This is a genomic window from Lysobacter sp. SCRH-1R (genome assembly GCF_057747855.1).
Genome location: NZ_CM173227.1, coordinates 1,492,902 through 1,514,294 on the forward strand (window position 1 = coordinate 1,492,902; position 21,393 = coordinate 1,514,294).

Genomic DNA, 21,393 nt, shown 5'->3' on the forward strand with positions numbered 1-21,393 from the left:
ACGCTTTTTTGATTGCCCCGAGGCGAAGAAGGCGTCATCGATGGCACGCAAAGTGCCGCGCGCCCCGCTTCAAGTGCCGAGGCTGGCGAAAAAAGCGCCACGCGTGCCCCTTTCTTGATTGTTTCCGAACCAAGAAAGCGCCATCGCAGGCACTTCAAGTGCCGACGTTGCCGGCCACAGTGCCGGCGCTGGCACTCCACGCGTCACGCGCAGCGCTTTTTGCGCCACGAGAAGCACTTTCCGCAGGTCGCACGGACCAAACGCCCGCAACCCCGCTGTTGTAGCCCGGGTAAGCGAAGCGCACCCGGGACCGCCCGCCCACCACGGCGAGCGAAGCCCGCCCCAACCGCCGGCGCATCCCGTCCACGCGGCACCCGAAAGCCCTCCACCGGCCCTTCATTTCCCGGGCGCCCTGTCGCAAACTCGGGGCGGGGACATTGGGGGATGGGGTATGGATACTCGCGTGGCATGGCGGGCGCTGTGTGCGGCGGCTGCACTTTTCATCGGACTGGCGCAGGCGGCGGAGCCATCGCCCGACCTTGCGGGTGCGCAAGCGGGAATGGCCATCGGGAAGGTCGAGGAGGCCACCCAGCGCGCCTACGACGACGCGCTCGCCACGTTGGATGCCGCCATCAAGCAGGCGCCCGGCGACATCGAGCTCGCCGTTTCGCGATGCCGCTTCCTTCGGTTCTATGGCGATCCGGATGTCGGCCGCTGGATTCCCGCAGCGGAAGATGCCCATGCGTCCTGCACCCAACAACTGCGCGAGCGCTGGCCAAACGCGCCGCAGGTGGCGTTGTTCGAGATGGAAACGCTCTTCGGCGAAGAAGCCGCCAAGCGCGGCGAAGCCATCCTGAAGACCGCCGACCACTGGCCGTCGTCGTCCCGGCGCGAGCTGCTGAGCCAGACGTCGATGGGCCACGAGTTCAGCGGCAACCCGGAACGCGCCGGCGAACTGGCCCTGTTGGCGGTACGCCTGGGCGATGCCTCCCGTACCGGCGCCGCGGCACAGTATCTGGCGAGCCAGAAGAAGTTGGACGAGGCGGCCGACCTGCTGGCAAAGGCCGCGCCGTCGGAAAATCCGATGGATGTGGCCGCGCGCGTCAAGGCCGCCCTCGCATTGCCCGACCCGAAGGCGGGCGTGGCGCAACTGCGCCGCCAGCCGAACCTGATGGAGTTCGTCGACCGTGAAGCGGCCGCGCGCGCCTACATGCGAGCCGGCGATTTCGCATCGGCGCAGCGCGTGCTCAAGGACGTCTGCATCAAGTGCGAAGCGACCCGGTCGCTCAAGTTCGAGGCCGCCATGGGCGCCCGCGACTACGCCGGCGCGGCGAAGCTGGTGGACCTGACCGATCGCCCGAACTTCGCCATGCACCTTTCGCGCTTCGCCACGCTGGCGATGGCCGCGCCGCTCACGCTGGTCAGCCCGACCATGCTGCCGGGCGTGGCGATATTCGTCGCCTACCTGTTCGTCCTGCTGCTGGCGCCCGGCGTGGTGCTGGTGCCCGCGCACTACCGCGGGCTGGCACGGCGCCTCAAGGGCCGGGTGAGCGAACCGTTGTTCCCGGCCATTGGCCTGTGGCGCGCGTGGTACGCCGGAGCCGTCGCGCTCATCGTCCCGATGCTGGTGATGCTGCTGGTGTGGCCGGAGGCGATGGCCGACATGTTCAGCGGCAATGCGGAGGCGTCGGCGACGATGTTCCAGGCCTTCCTCATCGCCGAAATCACCGCGCTGGTCTTCATCGCGCCGGCGCTGGCCGGCATGACCCGACGCCAGTTCATTGGCGACCGCGCCGTGCTGCGCACGTGGTGGATCGTGCTGCTGATGTGGGGCGCGCTGATCGCGTTGGGCTGGGCGCTGGCCCTCATCAACGGCGCGCTGGGCGTGAACCTTGAAACCCACCAGACACGCATGGTGGCCGCGATGGCGGAAGGCGGCGCGCAGCTCGGCGGCCCGATGCTGTCGCTGCTGATCCTGGCGCTGATCGGCCCCGTGTTCGAAGAGCTCGTGTTCCGTGGCCTGCTGCTGGGCGGCCTGTCGCGCCACATCAGCTTCGGCTGGGCGAACACGTTGCAGGCGCTCGGCTTTGCCGCCATGCACGATGATCCGCCGCGCTTTCTCTACTACTTCGCCATGGGGTTGTTCGGTGGCTGGCTGGTGAAGCGGACCGGCTCGCTGGCGCCGGCCGTGGCGCTGCATGTGCTGAACAATGCGGTGGCGGTAGGGGTGTTGTTGTGGGTGGGGTGAGTGGTGAGGCACCATTCTGCTGGCTATCCGGCGATGGCGCGCCTAACGGTCTCGCGCTTGGCCGACCCGCTTGATCATGGCGAGCCGGCGGCAGCAGCGTGTAACGGAAGTGGACTTGCGCGGGCTGAAGGTCCGTCCGCGTGGACAGGAGGGAAGATGGGTGGTCTAAGCAGCTTGCATGCGGAATTCTGCGCCGTTGAAGGCGACGTACTGCATTGGCCGCCGGACGTGTTCGGCTTCACTTGCTTGTTTGCGAAGGTTTCCGGAACGTACACGCACTACATCACTGCACCAGATCTTTTGCGCGACGTCGCCGAGCAAGCTTCAGTTGATGGACGTCGCTGGCGAAAAGGTTTGACTACATCTCGCAAGACTGTCCCGTCGTCCATCCGCCGAGCTTGGAGAAATATTTGCGACTCGGCTGGGGGCGACTTAGAGAGGCTAAAGGAGGACGAAGAGTTTGTTCGTAGCGTCCTATTTCTTCTTGCCTGCTCTGATGAGGCATGTGCGGGTGTCGGCATACTAGAAGAGCGCTCGCCCGACTCATTCGAGGTCGAAGCAGAGTTGGCGCTCAGCACAAAAGGCAATCTATGCAGGCATCTACCCCCTGATACTGTTCGGGTTCTACCTAAGTTGCACACGCCGAACCCCGGTTTGAACATTCGATCGTTATCGCACCATCTCGCGTTGTGTAGCGTTAGCGAAGTGGTAGCCAATTGGACCCAATCTCCGATCAACGCTCGGCCGCGTACCGGAAAGCTCAAGATCCTTTTGGCTCCTTGGCCACTCCGAGTCGGGCCAGGCGCGTACTGTGCGTCGTCGATCAAGAATAACGATAGGTTCGGATACTTCGATTACGAGCCACCGACGCCGTCAGTTATGGTGTTGGAATGGCTCAAACTGAAGCTAGGTGAAGCAGCCACCCTAGGACATCAAGTTGATCTAGTCGTGTTTCCCGAGTGTGCCCTGAGCGAACAAGAGTGGGCTCAGGTGTCAGCCCATTGTGCCAGTGAAGGAGTTGGGGTCCTTTCCGGTGTTCATGCTCTCGGAACGAGGGGGAAGCGCAATCGAAATCTCGTAAAGATGAGGCTTCCGCTCGCGCTTTCTGAGATCACTCAAGCGAAACATCATCGATGGCAGATTGAGGCAGGACAGATTCGCGTCTACAGCTTTGGGGATAAACTTGATGTCAAGAAGCTTTGGTGGGAGAACATTGAGATCGAGCCCCGGCAGCTACATTTTGTCTCAGTGAGCCCTGATATCACGCTCTGTGCTCTGATATGTGAAGACCTGGCGCGACAGGATCCGGTTGCCGAAATGGTTCGCGCGGTGGGCCCCAATCTGGTGGTGGCACTGCTTTCTGACGGCCCGCAGATCAATGGGCGATGGCCCTCCAGATATGCGAGCGTCCTAGCCGACGACCCAGGTTGTTCGGTACTCACGCTATCGAATCTGGGAATGGTGGAGAGATCTAGGCCCCACGGCGTTCCCGTGAATCGCACGGTGGCCTCCTGGAAGGACTTCAAGGGGGCCTATGTTCCAATCGACTTAGGGGTCTCGGAGGATGCTGTCGTGATTGATGTCCGAATTGACCGAGCAGAAGAGTGGACTATTGATGGTCGGTCGGATCAGGGGGGCGCTACTTACCCACTCATGGTCGGTGTACACGGCCTAGGGAGAGTCTAGAGATGGCCGCTGAGCGGAAAGTCACCTTCGGACCTGCCTCGCAAAAGGTCCAGCTGAACGGCGGGGAGCTTTCGAGTTTCTCTTTAAGCCCGCATGACATCAACGTAATTTCCATTGTCGCGCGGCGCCCCGATTTGCCGAAGAAGGACCTGCTACGCCTAGTAGATAGCAGTGCGCCCTCCGATCATGCCCGCGACATTGTGTACTTGATCTTAGGTAAACCTGTTCCGGCAACCACTCCCGGCTTAGCTCACAAGAAGATCATCGCAAACAACTACGTCTTTTGGGCGACGCATCACCTCACGGGGTCCAAAGTGGCTGCCGTCGAATCTAAGCCGAGCGCCGCCAAGCAAGTCTCGGGGAGATTAAGCCGTCAACAGGGTTCGGACTGGGATCTGAGCGTCCGCAAGAGTTCACAGGGCGCGACTTCTCATATGGCAACTAGTTCTGTGGCCGGAAGGAGTCATGGCGTGGGTAAGAGGGATATTCACGTAATCCCGCACAAGGATGGCTGGGCGGTCAAGAAAGAGGGGAGCGAGCGGGCTAGCTCGGTACATGAGCGCAAGGCCGATGCAATGGTGCAGGCGCGCATACAGGGACGACGGGAGAGAGTTGAGGTAGTAGCACATAGAAGGGACGGCACCATTCGTGGCAGCAACTCTTACGGGAATGATCCAAATCCGCCTAAGGACAAGAAACGTTAGCAGTGTGATTGTTTCTTACGTTAGTCAAAAGATCGGAAAGGCCCGCTGTCGCGGGCCTTTCTTACGCTTGGGCAGCCGATAGTCGCCTAGATCGATCGATGAAGAGGGAGGAGAGACATGATTCGAGAGAAGATGCAGACCGCACTGCGTAGCCGGTTGGTGCTTGGGGTGTTTCTGTTCTTTCTCGGTGCAGCCGTAATGGCGATAGGACTGGGGTTGTTTGGCGGCATAGGTTGGTCGAGTGTGATGCCTGTTCTGAATACTCAGTTTGTGAGCGCATTCCTGTCGTCGCTCGCTGGTGCTGGATTTGGTGTATGGGGTGCGCAGTATGTTGCGCAGCGGGCTGCAATGAAGGCCGAGCTGTTAGATGGCCTACGGCAGTCCAATGCAATTATTGTCCTGGCAGGTGTGGTTGCTAACGAAGCGCTCTCACATAAGTCGCAGTATGTGAAACCTCTCACTGACCGCTACTTCAGTGATCAGAAGGTGGCAATTGAGCACAACAAGGAAATTCTATCGGGCGTGGCTAGACCGAAGACGTTTCATGCGGAATTGGTCAAGGTTACGCCGCCAACTTTGCCGCTTGATGCGTTGAAGAATCTTGTGTTTAACGCGAAGTTGATCCCGGGAAAGTCCCTGGCTCTTGTCGCCATGGTTGAACAAGTTGCTGGCGAGCTAGCTCACGTGATCGGCTTGCGTACTGAGCTTATCGATGTATTCCACCAATCGAACCTTGACGCGGCTGAGTATTGCCAAGCCTATTTCGGATTGGAGCGTGAAGATGGAAACGTCAATTCAATGTACGCAGACGCGATGAGCGGGATGATGCACTACACCAATGATCTGGCATTCTTCGCCGCGGAGCTGGCTGCCGCGATGGAACGGAACGCGAGGGCAGTCGCGGAGAAACTGAAGGATCTCGGAGTGAAGAGCCCCCGAGTAAGTTCTGCCGACTTCACGGACGCTCGCGACTCGGGGCTCATGCCGGGACATGACGCCTACGAATCATGGTTGAGCGGATTTCGAGATGCGGAAGGATAAGGAGGCGCGGCAAGTGGGGTTGCTGCGAAAAAGGCTGATTGCTCGCCCCTCACCGTCGTCAGCACACTCGCTCTCAAGGAGTGTAGAAGCTCCGCACTAGGCGGAAACCCGCCAGCAACATCGGCGGGTTTCTTATGCTCGAACTTCGGGCATAAGTCCGACGCGTGCAGTTCCGCGTCGGGAGGGCGGCTAATACAAGACCTCGAAAGAGGAAATACGCTCACCGTCCTAGTGCGGCTTCTAACCTCCCGACACCCTTGCGCCGAATCCCCGGCGCAAGCCCGGCTGGTTTGCTGGAGACCCCCGCATGAGCAAGGACACGCGTTCCATCCCCGCCGCGTTTCGCGGCTATCTGCTGCCCCGTTCCGCCCACGACTCGCTGGTCCAGACGCGCGATCAATTGCGCCTGCTGGCCCAACTCACCGAAGCCCGCAGGGAGCCGACCGAGTATGTCGTCCTCTCGCTGGATGCGCTGTCCGAACTCTTCGAGCGAACCGCGTCCTACGTGGACGACGCGTTGTCCCTCGTCATCCAGCACGGTCCCGAGCCCGAGCCCGAGCCGGGTTGATGACGTCGGCCGTTGTAGCCCGGGTAAGCGAAGCGCACCCGGGTTGGGCGTGACAGGTCCCGGGTGCGCTAGCGGGCTCATGAGCGTGACAGGTCCCCGGGTGCGCTTCGCTTACCCGGGCTACAAAAGCGGGGACCGTAGCGTTGTGCGGGGAGGGCGAGAGTTCAGCGCTGCCGCTTGGTTCGGCTGAAGCGGGCTCATGGGCGTGACAGCTCCCCGGGTGCGCTTCGCTTACCCGGGCTGCAACGACATCGGCGCTGTGGCCATCACACCCAACCCGTCGCATAGAACACGCCGATCACCACGAACACCGCGATCGTCTTGATCGCGGTGATCGCGAAGATGTCCTTGTACGCCTGGCGATGCGTCAGGCCGGTCACCGCCAGCAGCGTGATGACGGCGCCGTTGTGGGGCAGGGTGTCCATGCCGCCGGAGGCCATCGCGGCGACGCGGTGCAACACGTCCATCGGAATGCCGGCGGCGTTCGCGTTGGCGATGAAGGTTTCGGCCATCGCGGCCAATGCGATGCTCATGCCGCCCGACGCGGAACCGGTGATGCCCGCCAGCGCCGTCACGGTCACCGCCTGATTGATCAGCGGGTTCGGAATGGCGCCCAGCGCGTTGGCGACGACCAGAAAGCCCGGCAGCGCCGCGATCACCGCGCCGAAACCGTATTCCGATGCGGTGTTCATCGCCGCCAGCAACGCGCCGCCGACGGCGGACTTCGTGCCTTCGGCAAAGCCCGCCATCACCGGTTTCCACGCGAACACCAGCACCATGGCGATGCCCAGCAGCAGCGCGCCCTGCACGGCCCAGATCGCGGCGACCTTGGTGATTTCCTGCACCACCGGCGTGGCGTTGCCGATCACCGCTGGATCGAAGCTGTGGCTTTCGCCGTAGAAACGCGGGATCGCCGTCGTCAGCAGCTTGTTCGCCACGCCCACCAGCACGAGCGGCGCGATGGCGATGAGCGGATGCGCGAGCGTCTGCCCGGCGAACGCCGCCGGTTCGTTGACCAGCGCGGTGCCATATCCCTCACCGCGCGAACGCGCGACGCGGCGGCGCCAGTCGAGGTACGCGAGGCCGACGATCAGGATGAACACGCCGCCGATCGTGCCCAGCACCGGCGCGGCCCAGGTGTTCGTGCCGAAGAACGTGGTCGGGATGATGTTCTGGATCTGCGGCGTGCCCGGCAGCGCGTCCATGGTGAAGGTGAAGGCGCCCAGCGCGATGGTGCCGGGGATCAGCCGCTTGGGGATGTCGCTCTGGCGGAAGAGTTCCGCCGCGAACGGATACACCGCGAACACCACCACGAACAGCGACACGCCGCCGTAGGTCAGCAGCGCGCAGACGACGACGATCGACAGCATCGCGCGTTGCGCGCCGAACAGGCCGATGGTGGCGGTCACTATCGACTTGGAGAACCCCGACAGCTCGATCAGCTTCCCGAAGATCGCGCCGAGCAGGAACACGGGGAAGTACAGCTTCAAAAAGCCGACCATCTTGTCCATGAACAGGCCGGTGAACATCGGCGCGACCAGCGTCGGATCGGTCAACAGCACCGCGCCCAGCGCTGCCACCGGTGCGAACAGGATCACGCTGTAGCCGCGGTAGGCCACGAACATCAGGAAGCACAACGCGGCCAGCACGATCAGGAATGCCATGAACGTCCTCGAAGACGGGATCGGATGAAGGGGCCGTCGCCTGTGCCGCGTTCGCGCCAACGACGAAGCAGGGTGGCCGCCATCGTCCCGCTCCGCAGGACGACCGATGCAGTCTCATTGGCGCGGGGATGGCCCGGCATTGTCCGAAGGTACAGGAGCGATTCTTGGACCTTGCGCCCTAGTCTTGCGGCAGGACGGGGGAGGGCCCGTTGTCCATTCCGCGCCGGCCGCGTGCCGGCATGCGCACAACGTTGGGGAAGGAGCGTTCAGATGAACCATCGCAGCACCCGTAACGGCCTGAGTCTCGCGATTGCGCTGGCGCTCGTCGCGCCGCTGGCGCACGCGCAGGACGCCGGCGCCACGGCACCGGGCGAGGAAACCACCACGCTCGGCGGCGTCACCGTCACCGCGCGCAAGCGCGAGGAAACGCTGCAGGAAGTGCCGGTCGCGGTGACGGCGTTCACCGCCGACGCGCTCGATCAGTTGAACGTTGAAGACCTCGGCGACCTCGACGCACAGGTGCCGAACCTGACCATCTACGCCGCGCGCGGGTCGTCCAGCACGGTCACCGCCTACATCCGCGGCGTCGGCCAGTCCGATCCGCTGTGGGGCGTGGACCCGGGCGTGGGCATCTACATGGACGATGTCTACATCGCGCGTCCGCAGGGCGCGCTGCTGGACGTGTTCGACGTGGAGCGCGTGGAAGTGCTGCGCGGCCCGCAGGGCACGCTGTACGGCAAGAACACGATCGGTGGCGCGATCAAGTACATCTCGCGCGGCCTGGGCGTCGAACCCGATGGCCAGGCGTCGGTCACCGTCGGCAACTACAACCAACTCGACGTGCGCGCCGCCGCCAGCGGTTCGGTGGGCGACGGCGCGCTGCGCGGGCGACTGGCGATGGCGAGCCTGAATCGCGACGGATTCGGCGAGAACCTCACGAACGGCCAGCCGGTCAGCGACAAGGAGATCCTCGCCGCGCGCGGCCAGCTCGGCGCGTACGTCAGCGACAACCTCGACATCCAGTTCGCCTTCGACTGGATGGACGACCAGTCCGGCGTGCGCGGCGCGAAGATGCTCGCGCCGAACCGCTTCGCGCCGGGTTTCGCGCCGCTGGACGACCGCTACGACATCCGCAGCGGCATGCCCAACGTCAACGACACCGAGATGAAGGGCGCCTCGGCGACCGTCAACTGGCGCGTCAACGACGACTGGGCGGTGAAGTACATCCTCGCCAAGCGCGAGTCCGACACCGAGACCAACATCGACTTCGACACGTTGCCCAACAGGATCGCCGACGTGAAGGCGTTCTACAGCGACGAACAGGTCACCAACGAATTGCAGGTGAACTACGACGCCGGCGGTCGCAGTCGGGGCGTGGTCGGCCTGTACTTCTTCGACGGCTGGGCCGGCGGCCAGGTGCTCAACAACTTCTTCGACGTGTCGTTCGGCGACACGCAGGGCACGGTCTACACCGACCAGTGGGCGCTGTACGCGGACTGGACGTTCGACTTGACCGAGAAGCTGAAGCTCGACGTCGGCGCCCGCTACACCGACGAGCGCAAGCACGCGGTCGTGCTCAACCGCTGCTACACGGACGCGACGTTCACCACGCTGGCGCCCGCATGCACGGCGAGCAACCCGACGCCGATCGCGGCCAACTTCGACAAGCGCATCGACTTCCAGAACACCTCGCCGAAGGTCTCGCTGGACTATCAGGTCACGCCGGACATCATGGTGTATGGCCTGGCGTCGCGCGGCTTCAAGTCGGGCGGCTACAACATCCGCGCGCAGGCCACCGCCGTGCCACGCTCGGCCGAGCCGTTCGACGACGAATCGGTGGACAGCTATGAAATCGGCACCAAGATGGCGTTCCTCGAGCACACGCTGTTCCTGAACCTGGCGGCGTTCCACAACAAGTACGAGGACATCCAGCTGTCGGTGTTCACCGCCTACGACAGCAACGGCGACGGCGTGGACGATGCGTTCTTCGGCGACTTCACCAACGCCGGTTCCGGCACGGTGGAAGGCGTTGAAGTCGAGTACCAGTGGCTGCCGACGAGGCACTGGCTGATCAGCGGCAACCTGGCGTGGCTGGACGCGAAGTACGACGAGTTCATGTATGCCGGCGTCAACATCGCCGACGAGCAGGAATTCACCAATGCGCCGGAGTTCTCGGGTGCGTTGAACGTGGAGTGGCGCACGCCGCTGTCGGGCGGCGGCGATCTCTCGGCGCGCGTGGGCTACAGCTACCAGAGCGAGGTGGTGGCGACGACGGAAATCGTCCGCACCGGCGCGCTGCCGATCACGCAGGACGGCTACGGGCTGGTGAACGCGGGCGTGATCTGGCGCCTGGACGAGCACTGGTCGTTCTCGCTGCAGGGCACGAACCTGGCCGACAAGGAGTACCGCACGACGGGTTACAACCTCAATGCGGCGCTGGGTGTGCTGACGGGGTTCTATGGAGCGCCGCGGCAGTACAGTCTGGCGGTGCGGTACGACTTCTGAGGCTTGGCGCTCACGCGTGATCCCGGGGGGCACGCTTGATGCTCGCGTCGAGGCACGCCCCGGGTGCGCTTCGCTTACCCGGGCTACAAGAGCCAACCCTCATCGTCATCCCGGCAAAGGTGGGGATCGAGGCAGTCGCGGCATCTCGCTTGTCACCGTCATTCCGGCGAAAGCTGGAACCCATTTTGATCTTCGCTTCGAGGCAAACCCCGGGTGCGCTTCGCTTACCCGGGCTACAAGGGCCAACCCTCATCGTCATCCCGGCAAAGGTGGGATCGAGGCAGTCGCGGCATCTCGTTTGTCACCGTCATTCCAGCGGAAGCTGGAACCCATTTTGATCTTCGCTTCGAGGCAAGCCCCGGGTGCGCTTCGCTTACCCGGGCTACAAGGGCCAACCCTCACCGTCATCGCGGGCCAAGCCTCACCGTCATCCCGGCGAAGGCGGGACCCGGGCTGTCACGCTCCATGCGGGTGGCGTCGTAAGGGCCGTCCGTCCAGCTATCCTCCGCCCATGAGCCCCGCCGCATGCCCATGCTGAGCTTCACCACCGTCGCCGTCGCCAGCCTCGCGTGGCTCGCGTTGATGTTCGGCACGGCGCTGTACGCCGAGCGGCGGCCGACGGTGCTCGCACGGCAATGGCGCCACGTCTACGCGCTTTCGCTCGCGGTGCACTGCACGTCGTGGACGTTCTACGGCACCGTCACGCAGGCCGCGCGGTACGGCTGGCCGCTGCCGCCGACGTTCCTCGGCGCGATCCTGCTGTACGGCCTGGCGATCGCTTTCATGGTGAAACTCGTGCGGCTCTCGCGCGAGACCAATGCGACCTCGCTCGCCGACCTCATCGCCACGCGCCTGGGCAAGGATGCGTGGCTCGCGGCGACGGTGACGCTGATCGCCGCGCTCGGGCTCATTCCCTACATCGCGCTGCAGCTGAAAGCGGTCGCGATGAGCTTCGCGATGCTCACCACGCGCACCGCCGAAGGCACCGCCGCGCCGGCCTGGCAGGACAGCGCGCTTTACGTCGCCTTGGCGATGGCGCTGTTCGCGATGCTGTTCGGCACGCGCCGCGCGAGCGCTGCCGAGCACAACCGCGGCCTCGTGCTGGCGATGGCGTTCGAGTCGGTGTTCAAGCTGGCCGCGATGCTCGCACTGGGCGCGTTCGTGTGGTTCGGACTCGGCGATCTCCCGCAAACCACCGCACCACCGCCGCCGGCGCGTGGCGCCGACGGCTTCGCGCCGCTGGTGCTGCTGGGCGCGCTGGCGATGTTCGTGTTGCCGCACCAGTTCCACGTCGGCGTGGTCGAATGCCGCGACGAGCGCGACGTGCGCACCGCACGCTGGCAGTTCCCGCTGTACCTGGTGCTGATCGCGCTGCCGGTGCTGCCGCTGGCGACGGCGGGGCAGTCGCTGCTGGCGGGCACGGGCGTGCCGTCGGACCTGTACGTGCTCGCGCTGCCGCTGTCGCAGGGGCAGGAAGGGCTGGCGCTGTTCGCCTTCCTTGGCGGCCTGAGCGCGGCCACCGGCATGGTCGTGGTCAGCACGCTCACCTTGAGCCTGATGATCGGCAACCACTGGTTCGCGCCAGGCCTGCTGCGCGGCGCGTGGTCGCGCAACGACGGCAGCGACCTGCGCGGCAGCGTGCTCGCGCTGCGCCGCAGCGGCATCGTCGCGATCATGCTGCTGGCGTGGGCGTACAGCCGCCTGCTCGCCGGCAGCGATGCGCTGGCCGACGTCGGCGCGGTGTCGTTCTCGGCATTGGCGACGCTGGCGCCCGCGCTGTTTTTCGCCGTGTGGCGTCCGCAGACGCCCCCGCGCGCGGCGGTGGCCGGCATCGTCGCGGGGTTCGTGGCGTGGGCGTGGGTGCTGTTGCTGCCGATGATGGTCGAAGCGCGCGGCGCGGCGCCGTCGTGGGTCGTCGCCGGTCCGTTCGACCAGCGCTGGCTCGCGCCCGACGGCCTGTTCGGCCTGACCGGCTGGAGCCGCCTGGGCCGGGCGGTCGGCGCGAGCCTGTTCGTCGGCACGCTCGCGACGGTCATCGCCGCATTGTGGCGACGCGAAGCGCCGCGCCGTGCGCAGCGCGGCCTCGACCTGCGCACGCTGCGCGACGCCGGCCTGCGCTTCCTTCCGCGCGAGCGCGTGACGCAGCTGCTGCACGGCGTCCAGGCCGAAGGCGCGGTGCCGCCGTCGGTGGAGGCGCGCATCGAACGCGAGCTCGCCGCCGTGCTCGGCTCGGCGTCGGCGCGCGTGCTGCTGGACGCGGCGCGACGCGCGAGCAGCCACGACCTCGACACCGTCGCCGCGATCGTCGGCGAAGCCTCCGCCGACCTGCGCTTCAACCAGCGCGTGCTGGAAGCGGCGCTGCACAACATGAGCCAGGGCATCAGCGTGGTCGACGCGCAGCTGCGCCTGGTCGCGTGGAATCGCCGCTACGCCGAGCTGTTCGGTTTCCCGCCGGAACTGCTGACGGTGGGCCGCCCGATCGCCGAACTCTCGCGCTGGGCCCTGCAACGCCTGCCCACGCGCGGCTGGAGCGAGCGCGACTTGGAACGTGCGCTGGAACGGCGCCTGGCGTTCATGCGCGCCGGCACGCCGCATCTGTCCGAGCGCGTGCTGCCCGACGGAAGCATCGTCGAGATCCGCGGCAACCCCATGCCCGGCGGCGGCTTCGTCGCCACCTTCACCGACGTGACCGCGTTCCGCCGTGCCGAAGCCGGGCTGATCATGGCGAACGAAACGCTGGAGCTGCGCGTCGCCGGGCGCACTGCGGACCTGGAAGTCGCCAAGCGCGAGGCCGAACGCGCGAACGAGGCCAAGAGCCGCTTCCTCGCCGCCATCGGCCACGACCTGATGCAGCCGCTGCATGCGGCGCAGCTGTTCGCCGATTCGCTCGCACGGCAACCGCTGGATGCGCGGCAGCGCGAGACGGTGGCGCAGATCGGCGGTGCGCTGGATTCGACCAGCGACCTGCTGACGGGCCTGCTCGACATGTCGCGGCTCGAAGCGGGCGGGCTGGTGCCGCAGCCGCGTGCCTTCCCGCTGGGCGACGTGCTCGAGCCGCTCGCCTCGGAGTTCCGCGCGATCGCAACCGCGCGCGGGTTGCGGTTCCGTTTCGTCGGCACGCGCGCGTGGACGCACAGCGATCCGCAACTGCTGCGCCGCGTGCTGCAGAACTTCCTCGCCAACGCCGTGCGTTACACGGCGCAGGGAAGCGTGCTGCTCGGCGTGCGTCGCGATGGCGACGGACTGCGCATCGAAGTGCACGACACCGGGCCGGGCATCGCGCCCGCGCAACAGGCGGCGATCTTCGAGGAATTCCGCCGTGGCGAGGACGCGCCGGGGCAGGGGCTGGGCCTGGGCCTGTCGATCGCCGAGCGCATCGCGCAGCTGCTCGATGCGCCGCTGGCGCTGCGAAGCGGGCTCGGCATCGGCACGGTGTTCTCGGTGCGCGTGGCACAAGTGCCACGGCCGGCGGCGACGACGCACGCGTTCGCGCACGACGGCCGATCGCTGCGCGTGCTGCTGGTCGACAACGATCCGCTGGCGATGGACGCGCTCGCCGGCGTGCTGCAGCGGTGGGGATACGAGGTCGTCACCGCGCTGGATGACGTCGGGGCCGAGGCCGCGCTGCGGCAGGCGCCCGCCGCGCTGTGGCTGTTCGACTATCACCTCGATGATGGCGATACCGGCGTGCGCCTGGCCGATCGCCTGGCCGCAGGGTTCGGTGCGCGCCCGACCTTGATCCTCAGCGCCGATCGCGGCGAGAACGTGCGCCGCGCCGTGCACGAAGCGGGGCTGTCGTTGCTCGCCAAGCCGGTGAAGCCGCTGGCGCTGAAGTCGATGCTCGACCGGGCGCTGGCCGCGCGGGAATTCGCGGTCTCCTGAAGCCATGGTGCGGCTGAGTCCGCTTCCGCGTGGGCGGAAAGGATGGCAGCGCCTTCGTCACACGACGGATCGGCTGCGCGGGCGGGGCGGGGCGAGCCACCGTGCGTGCACGCAGCTTCATTGATGCCGGAAGCAATTTCATCCGACGCCGCCCCGGCGTTGCCGTCGCATAGGCGCGCGCAATGGCATGGAAATTGCGCCTTCCTCAGTCGCAGGCCGCGCCTCGCGGGCTGCGCCCACCCCACACGAGGACGCAACGATGGCCAACGAGCACCCACAGGAGAGTCGACGCGGCAAGAGCGAACGCGGTTTCGCGTCCATGGATGCCGGCAGGCAGCGCGAGATCGCCAGCAAGGGCGGCAAGGCCGCGCACGAGAGCGGACGCGCCCACGAGTTCAGCTCCGCCGAAGCGCGCATCGCCGGACGCAAGGGCGGCGAAGCGGTGAGCCGCGATCGCGAACACATGTCCGCGATCGGCCGCAAGGGCGGCGAAGCCAGCGGCGGCAACCGCGCCGCCCGCAACGCCGGCGAGTGAGCGCCGGCCGCATCGGAAGGATCGCGGGCTACGCGAGCTGGCGCGCCGGATCGGCCAGTTCGAGCTCGCGCAGGACCACGCTGGCCTGCGTGCGGTTGCGCACGCCCAGGCGCTCGAAGATCGCCGACAAATGCGCCTTCACCGTGCGCTCCTGCACGTCCAGGCGATCGGCGATCTGCTTGTTGAGCAGCCCCTGCGCCACCAGCGTCAGCACACGGAACTGCTGCGGCGACAGGCTCGCCAGGCGCGCGGCGAGGTCGGCGTCGCCGCTGTCGCTCTGCGTGCGCGCCACGGCGGCACGCAGCGAAGCGGGCAGCCACTGCTCGCAGGCGAGCACCGCGCGGATCGCATCGCGCAGTTCGTCCAGCCCCGCGCTCTTGGGGAGATAGCCCGCCGCGCCGTGATCGAGCGCGCGGCGCACCACGCGGGGATCGTCGTTCGCCGACACCACCACCACGGCCACGCCGGGGTACTGCGCGCGGATCGCGGCGAGTCCCGCCAGCCCGTGGTTGCCGGGCATGTGCAGGTCGAGCAGGACCAAGTCGATCCCGCCGTCGGCATCGAGCGCGGCGAGCACCGCATCGAGGCTGCCGGCTTCCCGGATGTCGGCGCCGGCCACGGCTTCCATCGCGGCCTGGCGCAGCGCGGCGCGGAACAGCGGGTGGTCGTCGGCGATCAGCAGGGTCGGCATCGCGCAAGCCTAGCAAGCGGCCACGGCCTCCGGCGGCGCGCTGGTACGAAAGTACGATGGGCGCCGCGGACGGGATTGCTAGGCTCGGCGCATGAACCTGACGCCTGTCCGCATCGCGATCGTCCTCACCGTGTCAGGCGCCGCGCTCGCGCTGGCCGCCTGCGCCACCCGGAATCCACGCACCGCGACGGAGGCCGCGCCGGTGTTCCTGCAAGCGCGCACGACCGAACATCGCGGCGACGACGACCTGCTCACCGGCGGCCTCGGCCTGGCCGGCTTGCGCGCGATGACGCCGCCGGCCTTCGCCGATGCGGAACGTCCCACGCCCGCCGAACTGCGCCGCCGTGCGCTGTGGAGCAACTGGCGCGGCATCGCCGATCTCGCGCCGGGTGGTGGTTACGGCGACGTGTACGGACGCGTGGAGTCGGTGCCCGGTCGTGAATTCAGCGCCTTCGCCACCGTGCCCGGCGCGCGCGAGCCGCATCGCGTGCTGGTGCAGGTGCCCGATACGTTCGACGTGGCGCGTCGTTGCGTGGTCGTGACGGCGGCGTCGGGCTCGCGCGGCATCTACGGGTCGATCGCCGTCGCCGGCGCGTGGGGGCTGCCGAACGGATGCGCCGTCGCCTACACGGACAAGGGCGCGGGAACGGATTACGTCGACCTCGACGCGGGTCAGGGCGTGCGCGCGGACGGCACGATCGGTGCGCGCGGCGATGGCCTGGCCTTCGATCCGGCGACGACCGCCGCCCCGGGCGTGGCGTTCAAACACGCGCATTCGAAGGACAACCCCGAAGCGGACTGGGGCCTGCACGTGAAGCAGGCGGCGCGGTTCGCGCTGCGATCGCTGGACGCGGCGTTCCCGGACGCCGCGCCTTTCACCTTCGACAACACGCGGGTGATCGCCGCCGGCATTTCCAACGGCGGTGGCGCGGTGCTGCGCGCGGCGGAACTGGAGGGCGACTGGCTCGACGCCGTCGTCGCGGGCGAGCCGAACGTGTTCGTCGAAGGTGCGCGTCCGCTGTACGACTACACGACCGAAGCGGCGCTGCTCATGCCATGCGCGCTGCTGCACCTGCAGGGCCTGCCGCAGCCGCCGCTCGCGGCGCAGTCGGTGCCGGCGTGGACGCAGCGCTGCGCCGCGCTGCAGGCCACGGGCGTGATCGGGGGCGCCGATACAGCGGCGCAGGCGCGCTACGCGTACGAGGCGATGAAGGCGTCCGGCTGGACCGACGCGTCGCTGCGCGCCGGTGCGCTGTCGGTCGGCTTCGATCTGTGGCGCGCGGTCGCGGTGGCGTATGCCTCGGCGTACGGGCGCTACGGTGTCGGCGAGATGCCGTGCGGAAACCGGTATTCCGCGCTGGGTCCGGACTTCGCGCCGCGTGCCGCCACTGCCGCCGAGCGCGCGGCGTGGTGGTCGGATGCGAGCGGCATCCCGCCGGGTGCCGGCGTCCACATCGTCGAGGAGAACCCCACCGCGCCACTCACCACGCTGCATTGCCTGCGCGCGTTGTGGACCGGCGGGGAGGCCGATGCGACGCGCGTGAAGCAGGGCGTGGCGAAGACGCGCGCCGGACTCCCGCGCGCGGGATTGCCGGTGGTGGTGATCCACGGCACGGACGATGGCCTGATCCCGCCGGCCTTCAGCAGCGCGCCGTACGTACGTGCCGCGCAGGCGGCGGGTCGCGACGTGCGTTACTGGCAGGTGCGCAACGCGCAGCATTTCGATGCGTTCCTGGGATTGCCCGGGTACGGTGCGCGCTACCTGCCGCTGCTGCCGTACGTGTACGAGGCGCTGGACCGGGTGAGCGCGCACCTGGACGGCGCGGCGCCGCTGCCGGCGGATGCGGTGATCGAAACGACGCCGCGTGGGGCGGGGAAGGCGTTGCGGGCTTCGGATCTGCGGATGCCGAGGTAAGACGCACTGCACGCTCCATCGCGCTGCCCCGGGTGCGCTTCGCTTGCCCGGGCTACAAAGGCTGGGGATGGCGGCGCGGTACGGTCCACGCGCGCAGCGTTTGGAGAAAAAAATACCTGGTCATACCGACGAAGGGCGGGATCCAGGATGTCACGCCGTCCGCGCGCTCACAGCCAGCTCTCCCTCCGTCATTCCAGCGAAAGCTGGAGGCGTTCCAGAGCCACCTCTTGCTGGCTTCACACCCCTTTTGGCACGCTGGCGGTCTTCCCGGACACGGAGCGCCGCATGACGCGTCGCCATTTCTCGATGCTGCGCGAGTTCCACCTCGCCGACTGGTTCACGCTGGCCAACGCCTTCTGCGGCACCGGCGCGATCTTCGCGGCGATGCGCTTCCTGCAGGACGGCGTGGTGCGCGATCTGCTCATCGGCATGGCGCTGATCCCGCTGGCCTTCGTCTTCGACGCGCTCGACGGCCGCGTCGCCCGCTGGCGCAAGTCGGCCTCCACGCTGGGACGCGAACTGGATTCGCTGGCCGACGTCATCTCCTTCGGCGTGGCGCCCGCCGCGCTGGCCTACGCCTGCGGCCTGCAGGGCGGATGGGACTGGATCGTGCTGAGCTACTTCGTCGGCTGTGGCGTGAGCCGACTGGCGCGCTACAACGTCACCGCCGAAGCGCTCTCGGGCGGCGACGACAAGGTGAAGTATTTCGAAGGCACGCCGATCCCGACGAGCCTGGTGCTGGTGATCGTGCTGGCGATCGCCGCCTCGCAGGGCGCCATCGGCGCGAACCTGTGGCTGGGCATGGTGCAGCTGGGGCCGTGGCAGTTCCATCCGCTGGTGCTGATGTTCGCGCTTTCCGGCTCGCTGATGATCAGCAAGACGCTGCGCATCCCCAAGCCCTGAATCCGGCCGCCGCCTCGTCGCGGCGGCGAAACACCGCGTTGGTACCATGACCGCCTTCCCCGACGGTGGCGATGGCGATGCAGGGCGTGGACGACTTCGAAGCGTGGAACCGGCGGTACTGGAACGCCTGGGGTGATGCGCTGCGCGCGACGCAGCCGGCGGCTCCGGCCATGCCGGGCTGGAACGAAGCGGTGGACTGGTGGTCGCAGCTCGCGCGCAGCGGCATGCCGCAGGGCGATGAGGCGGTGTCGCGCTTCAATGCGCAGGCGCAGGGCTGGTTCGGGCAGATGCAGCAGCTGGCGGCGCAGTTCGCCGGGCGGCCCGCCAGCGCCGGCGACATCGCATCGGCGTGGAAGCAGGCGCTGGGCGGCGAGGGCGCGAATCCGTTCGCGCAGGTGTTCGCGAACATGCCCGGCAGCGCGCAGACCGATCCGTCGAAATGGTTCGAAACCTTCGCGCCTTGGCTGCAATCGATGCAGCGCGAAGGACGCTCGTGGCTGGACCTGCCCGCGTTCGGTTTCGCGCGCGAACACCAGGAACGCTGGCAGCAGCTCGCGCAGGCGCAACTCGACCTGCAGGAGCAGAGCCAGGCCTACCAGGCGTTGCTGGCCGAAGCCGGGCAGGACGCGTTCGCGCGCTTCGAACGCAAGCTGGAGGAACGCAGCGCGCCCGGCAAGCAACTCGATTCGGTGCGCGCGCTGTTCGACCTGTGGATCGATGCGGCGGAGGAAAGCTACGCCGAGATCGCGCTGTCGCCGCGCTTCCGCGATGCCTACGCCGCGCTGGTCAACGCGCAGATGACGCTGCGCGGGCGCATGCAGAAGGAAGTGGAACAGATCAGCACGCAGTTCGGCATGCCGACGCGCACGGAAGTGGATGCGGCGCATCGCAAGATCGTGGCGCTCGAACGCGAACTGCGGCGGCTTCGCGATGCGCTGGATGGGTTGTCGCGGCCGGAGTCGCGCGAAACGCACGTGCGGGAAGCGTCGCCGCCAGCGGGAACGAAGAAGGCCGCGACGAAGAAAGCCGCAACGAAATCGACGGCGAAACCCGCGAAACCGGCATCGCCCCGCAAGCCGGGGAGGGCGCGCTGATGGACGCCTTCGGACCGCTGGGCTTCACGCCCGATTCGCTCGCGCAGGAATCGCTGCGCCTGCAGGCCAAGTTGCGCGCCGGGCTCGACACGCTGCACCAGGTGCACGACGTCGACTACGGCGCGACCGCGCGCGAGGAAGTCTGGCGCGACGGCAAGGTCGTGCTGTACCGCTTCCGCGGCAACACGCTGCCCCACGGACGCGCGCCGACCGCGCGCGTGCCGCTGCTGATCGTCTACGCACTGGTCAATCGCCCCTACATGGTCGACCTGCAGGACGACAAGTCGATCGTGCGCGGCCTGCTGGAACGCGGCGAGGACGTGTACGTGCTCGACTGGGGCTATCCCGACCGTTCCGACCGTTACCTCGAACTGGAGGACTACATCCAGCGTTACATCGGCGGCGCGGTGGACCATCTTCGTCGCGAATACCGAATGGATGCGGTCAACGTGCTCGGCATCTGCCAGGGCGGCGCGTTCTCGCTGTGCTTCGCGGCGCTGAACCCGCGCAAGGTGCGGAACCTCGTCACGATGGTGACGCCGGTGGATTTCCACACCAGCGACAACATGCTCGGCAACTGGACGCGCGGACTCGACGTGGACCTGTTCGTCGATACGCTCGGCAACGTGCCGGCGGACGTCATGAACTGGTGCTACCTGACGCTCAAGCCGTGGCGGCTGTTCGTGCAGAAATACGTGGGCATGGTGGACGTGCTGGACGATCCGAAAGCGCTGGAGGATTTCCTGCGCATGGAGAAATGGATCTTCGATTCGCCCGACCAGGCCGGCGAGGCGTTCCGCCAGTTCGTGAAGCAGTTCTACCAGGGCAACGGCTTCATCGAGGGCGGCATCGAGATCGGCGACCGCGCGGTGGACCTGCGCAGCATCGACATGCCGATCCTGAACATCTACGCCGAACAGGACCACCTCGTGCCGCCTGCGTCGTCGAAGGCGCTCGCGGGGCTCACCGGGAGCGACGACTACAGCGAACTGTCGTTCCGTGGCGGGCACATCGGCATCTACGTGTCCAGCCGCGCGCAGCGCGAGGTGCCGCAGGCGATCCACGATTGGCTGGCGCAGCGGGCCCGCTAGCGCTCGTCCGTCCTGAGCGCGAAGGACCGGGTTCGCGGTATCCGGTTGCCACCCCGGGTTCGCCGGAATGACGGTTCGAGCGTTCGGCGTGACGAACATCCCATCCGCGCACGCGACCTCGCGACATCCACGCACCGCATGGCACACTCGGCGCGATCCAGAAGGAAGCGACCGTGACCCGAATCCTCCTCATCGCCTGCCTGGCGCTGCTCGGCGCCTGCGCCTCCCATCCCGCCGCACCGGATGCGCCGGCCGCCGTCGTCAGCGATTCCGCGAAGTGGGAGCCCGACATCGTCGCGTTCGAGCAGGCCGACAGCGTGGTGCGGCGCATGCCCGGCGCGGTGCTGTTCGTGGGCTCCTCGTCGATCCGGTTGTGGGATTCGATGGCCGGGGACTTCCCCGGGATGGCGACGATCAACCGCGGTTTCGGCGGCTCGCGCGTGCGCGATTCGACCTACTACGCCGATCGCATCGTCGTGCCGTACCAGCCCGGCGCGATCGTGTTCTACGCCGGCGACAACGATCTGTTCGAAGGCCGCACGCCGCAGCAGGTGCGCGACGACTTCGTCGCGTTCGTCGAGAAGGTGCGCGAGACGATGCCGGAAACGCCGATCGGTTTCGTGTCGATCAAGCCCAGCCCATCGCGCGTCGCACTGCTGCCGCAGATGCGCGAAGCCAACGCGCTCGTGCGCGAGTACGCCGAGCAGGCTCCGGGCGTGGATTACCTCGACGTATTCCTGCCCATGCTCGATGCGCAGGGCCAGCCGCGCGAGGAGTTGTTCGTGGCCGATCGCCTGCACATGAACGCCAGCGGTTACGCGATCTGGGCTGGCGTCGTGCGGCCGTGGCTGGCGGCGGTGAAGTAG

Annotated in this window: 14 protein-coding genes; 12 read left to right on the forward strand and 2 right to left on the reverse strand. The window is 66.9% G+C overall.

Annotated elements, in window-relative coordinates:
- The first annotated feature begins 118 nt into the window (after positions 1–118).
- The 4 genes from AC3ANK_RS06895 to AC3ANK_RS06910 all read left to right on the forward strand — a co-directional run bounded on the left by AC3ANK_RS06895 (position 119) and on the right by AC3ANK_RS06910 (position 6,247).
- The gene (locus AC3ANK_RS06895; protein ID WP_484172517.1) at positions 119–2,248 is read left to right on the forward strand and encodes a CPBP family glutamic-type intramembrane protease; all 2,130 of its coding nucleotides are present in this window, start codon (positions 119–121) and stop codon (positions 2,246–2,248) included.
- Positions 2,249–3,936: 1,688 nt separating this feature from the next.
- The gene (locus tag AC3ANK_RS06900) at positions 3,937–4,638 is read left to right on the forward strand and encodes a DUF2188 domain-containing protein (protein ID WP_484172518.1); all 702 of its coding nucleotides are present in this window, start codon (positions 3,937–3,939) and stop codon (positions 4,636–4,638) included.
- 117 nt (positions 4,639–4,755) lie between these two features.
- Positions 4,756–5,679 (forward strand): hypothetical protein, encoded by a 924-nt coding sequence (locus AC3ANK_RS06905; protein ID WP_484172519.1) that lies wholly within the window; start codon positions 4,756–4,758, stop codon positions 5,677–5,679.
- Positions 5,680–5,986: 307 nt separating this feature from the next.
- Positions 5,987–6,247 carry an XAC0095 family protein gene (locus AC3ANK_RS06910; protein WP_206859132.1) on the forward strand — a complete coding sequence of 87 codons (261 nt, stop codon included), beginning with the start codon at positions 5,987–5,989 and terminating at the stop codon, positions 6,245–6,247.
- Positions 6,248–6,513: 266 nt separating this feature from the next.
- Here the strand turns inward: AC3ANK_RS06910 and AC3ANK_RS06915 are convergent, their stop codons facing one another.
- Positions 6,514–7,911: a GntP family permease gene (locus AC3ANK_RS06915; protein ID WP_484172520.1), complete on the reverse strand. Its 1,398-nt coding sequence runs from the start codon at positions 7,909–7,911 to the stop codon at positions 6,514–6,516.
- A gap of 270 nt (positions 7,912–8,181) precedes the next feature.
- Between AC3ANK_RS06915 and AC3ANK_RS06920 the strand changes: the two genes are divergently transcribed.
- The 3 genes from AC3ANK_RS06920 to AC3ANK_RS06930 all read left to right on the forward strand — a co-directional run bounded on the left by AC3ANK_RS06920 (position 8,182) and on the right by AC3ANK_RS06930 (position 14,833).
- Positions 8,182–10,416 (forward strand): TonB-dependent receptor, encoded by a 2,235-nt coding sequence (locus AC3ANK_RS06920; protein ID WP_484172521.1) that lies wholly within the window; start codon positions 8,182–8,184, stop codon positions 10,414–10,416.
- 531 nt (positions 10,417–10,947) lie between these two features.
- A complete protein-coding gene (locus tag AC3ANK_RS06925) occupies positions 10,948–14,298 on the forward strand; it encodes a hybrid sensor histidine kinase/response regulator (protein WP_484172855.1) in 3,351 nt (1,116 codons plus the stop codon).
- A gap of 259 nt (positions 14,299–14,557) precedes the next feature.
- Complete coding sequence (locus AC3ANK_RS06930) at positions 14,558–14,833, forward strand: KGG domain-containing protein (RefSeq protein ID WP_206859128.1); 276 nt, start codon at positions 14,558–14,560, stop codon at positions 14,831–14,833.
- 28 nt (positions 14,834–14,861) lie between these two features.
- Here the strand turns inward: AC3ANK_RS06930 and AC3ANK_RS06935 are convergent, their stop codons facing one another.
- Positions 14,862–15,524: a response regulator transcription factor gene (locus AC3ANK_RS06935; RefSeq protein ID WP_206859126.1), complete on the reverse strand. Its 663-nt coding sequence runs from the start codon at positions 15,522–15,524 to the stop codon at positions 14,862–14,864.
- Between the two features lie 91 nt (positions 15,525–15,615).
- Between AC3ANK_RS06935 and AC3ANK_RS06940 the strand changes: the two genes are divergently transcribed.
- From AC3ANK_RS06940 to AC3ANK_RS06960, 5 genes are all read left to right on the forward strand, one after another.
- Positions 15,616–17,439, forward strand: a complete 1,824-nt coding sequence (locus tag AC3ANK_RS06940) for a 3-hydroxybutyrate oligomer hydrolase family protein (RefSeq protein ID WP_484172522.1) — start codon at positions 15,616–15,618, stop codon at positions 17,437–17,439.
- Between the two features lie 285 nt (positions 17,440–17,724).
- Positions 17,725–18,342 carry a CDP-alcohol phosphatidyltransferase family protein gene (locus AC3ANK_RS06945; protein WP_206859122.1) on the forward strand — a complete coding sequence of 206 codons (618 nt, stop codon included), beginning with the start codon at positions 17,725–17,727 and terminating at the stop codon, positions 18,340–18,342.
- Between the two features lie 71 nt (positions 18,343–18,413).
- Entirely contained in the window at positions 18,414–19,436 is a 1,023-nt protein-coding gene (gene phaE / locus AC3ANK_RS06950) for a class III poly(R)-hydroxyalkanoic acid synthase subunit PhaE (RefSeq protein ID WP_484172523.1), read from the forward strand.
- Entirely contained in the window at positions 19,436–20,527 is a 1,092-nt protein-coding gene (locus tag AC3ANK_RS06955; RefSeq protein WP_484172524.1) for a class III poly(R)-hydroxyalkanoic acid synthase subunit PhaC, read from the forward strand. Before phaE ends, AC3ANK_RS06955 begins: the two co-directional genes overlap by 1 nt.
- Positions 20,528–20,700: 173 nt before the next feature.
- Positions 20,701–21,393 carry an SGNH/GDSL hydrolase family protein gene (locus tag AC3ANK_RS06960; protein WP_484172525.1) on the forward strand — a complete coding sequence of 231 codons (693 nt, stop codon included), beginning with the start codon at positions 20,701–20,703 and terminating at the stop codon, positions 21,391–21,393.

Coding starts and splice junctions, on each gene's coding strand:
- AC3ANK_RS06900 (WP_484172518.1), top strand. CDS start 3,937: ATGGCCGCTGAGCGGAAAGTCACCTTCGGACCTGCCTCGCAAAAGGTC.
- AC3ANK_RS06905 (WP_484172519.1), top strand. CDS start 4,756: ATGATTCGAGAGAAGATGCAGACCGCACTGCGTAGCCGGTTGGTGCTT.
- AC3ANK_RS06910 (WP_206859132.1), top strand. CDS start 5,987: ATGAGCAAGGACACGCGTTCCATCCCCGCCGCGTTTCGCGGCTATCTG.
- AC3ANK_RS06915 (WP_484172520.1), bottom strand. CDS start 7,911: ATGGCATTCCTGATCGTGCTGGCCGCGTTGTGCTTCCTGATGTTCGTG.
- AC3ANK_RS06920 (WP_484172521.1), top strand. CDS start 8,182: ATGAACCATCGCAGCACCCGTAACGGCCTGAGTCTCGCGATTGCGCTG.
- AC3ANK_RS06925 (WP_484172855.1), top strand. CDS start 10,948: ATGCTGAGCTTCACCACCGTCGCCGTCGCCAGCCTCGCGTGGCTCGCG.
- AC3ANK_RS06930 (WP_206859128.1), top strand. CDS start 14,558: ATGGCCAACGAGCACCCACAGGAGAGTCGACGCGGCAAGAGCGAACGC.
- AC3ANK_RS06935 (WP_206859126.1), bottom strand. CDS start 15,524: ATGCCGACCCTGCTGATCGCCGACGACCACCCGCTGTTCCGCGCCGCG.
- AC3ANK_RS06940 (WP_484172522.1), top strand. CDS start 15,616: ATGAACCTGACGCCTGTCCGCATCGCGATCGTCCTCACCGTGTCAGGC.
- AC3ANK_RS06945 (WP_206859122.1), top strand. CDS start 17,725: ATGACGCGTCGCCATTTCTCGATGCTGCGCGAGTTCCACCTCGCCGAC.
- phaE (WP_484172523.1), top strand. CDS start 18,414: ATGGCGATGCAGGGCGTGGACGACTTCGAAGCGTGGAACCGGCGGTAC.
- AC3ANK_RS06955 (WP_484172524.1), top strand. CDS start 19,436: ATGGACGCCTTCGGACCGCTGGGCTTCACGCCCGATTCGCTCGCGCAG.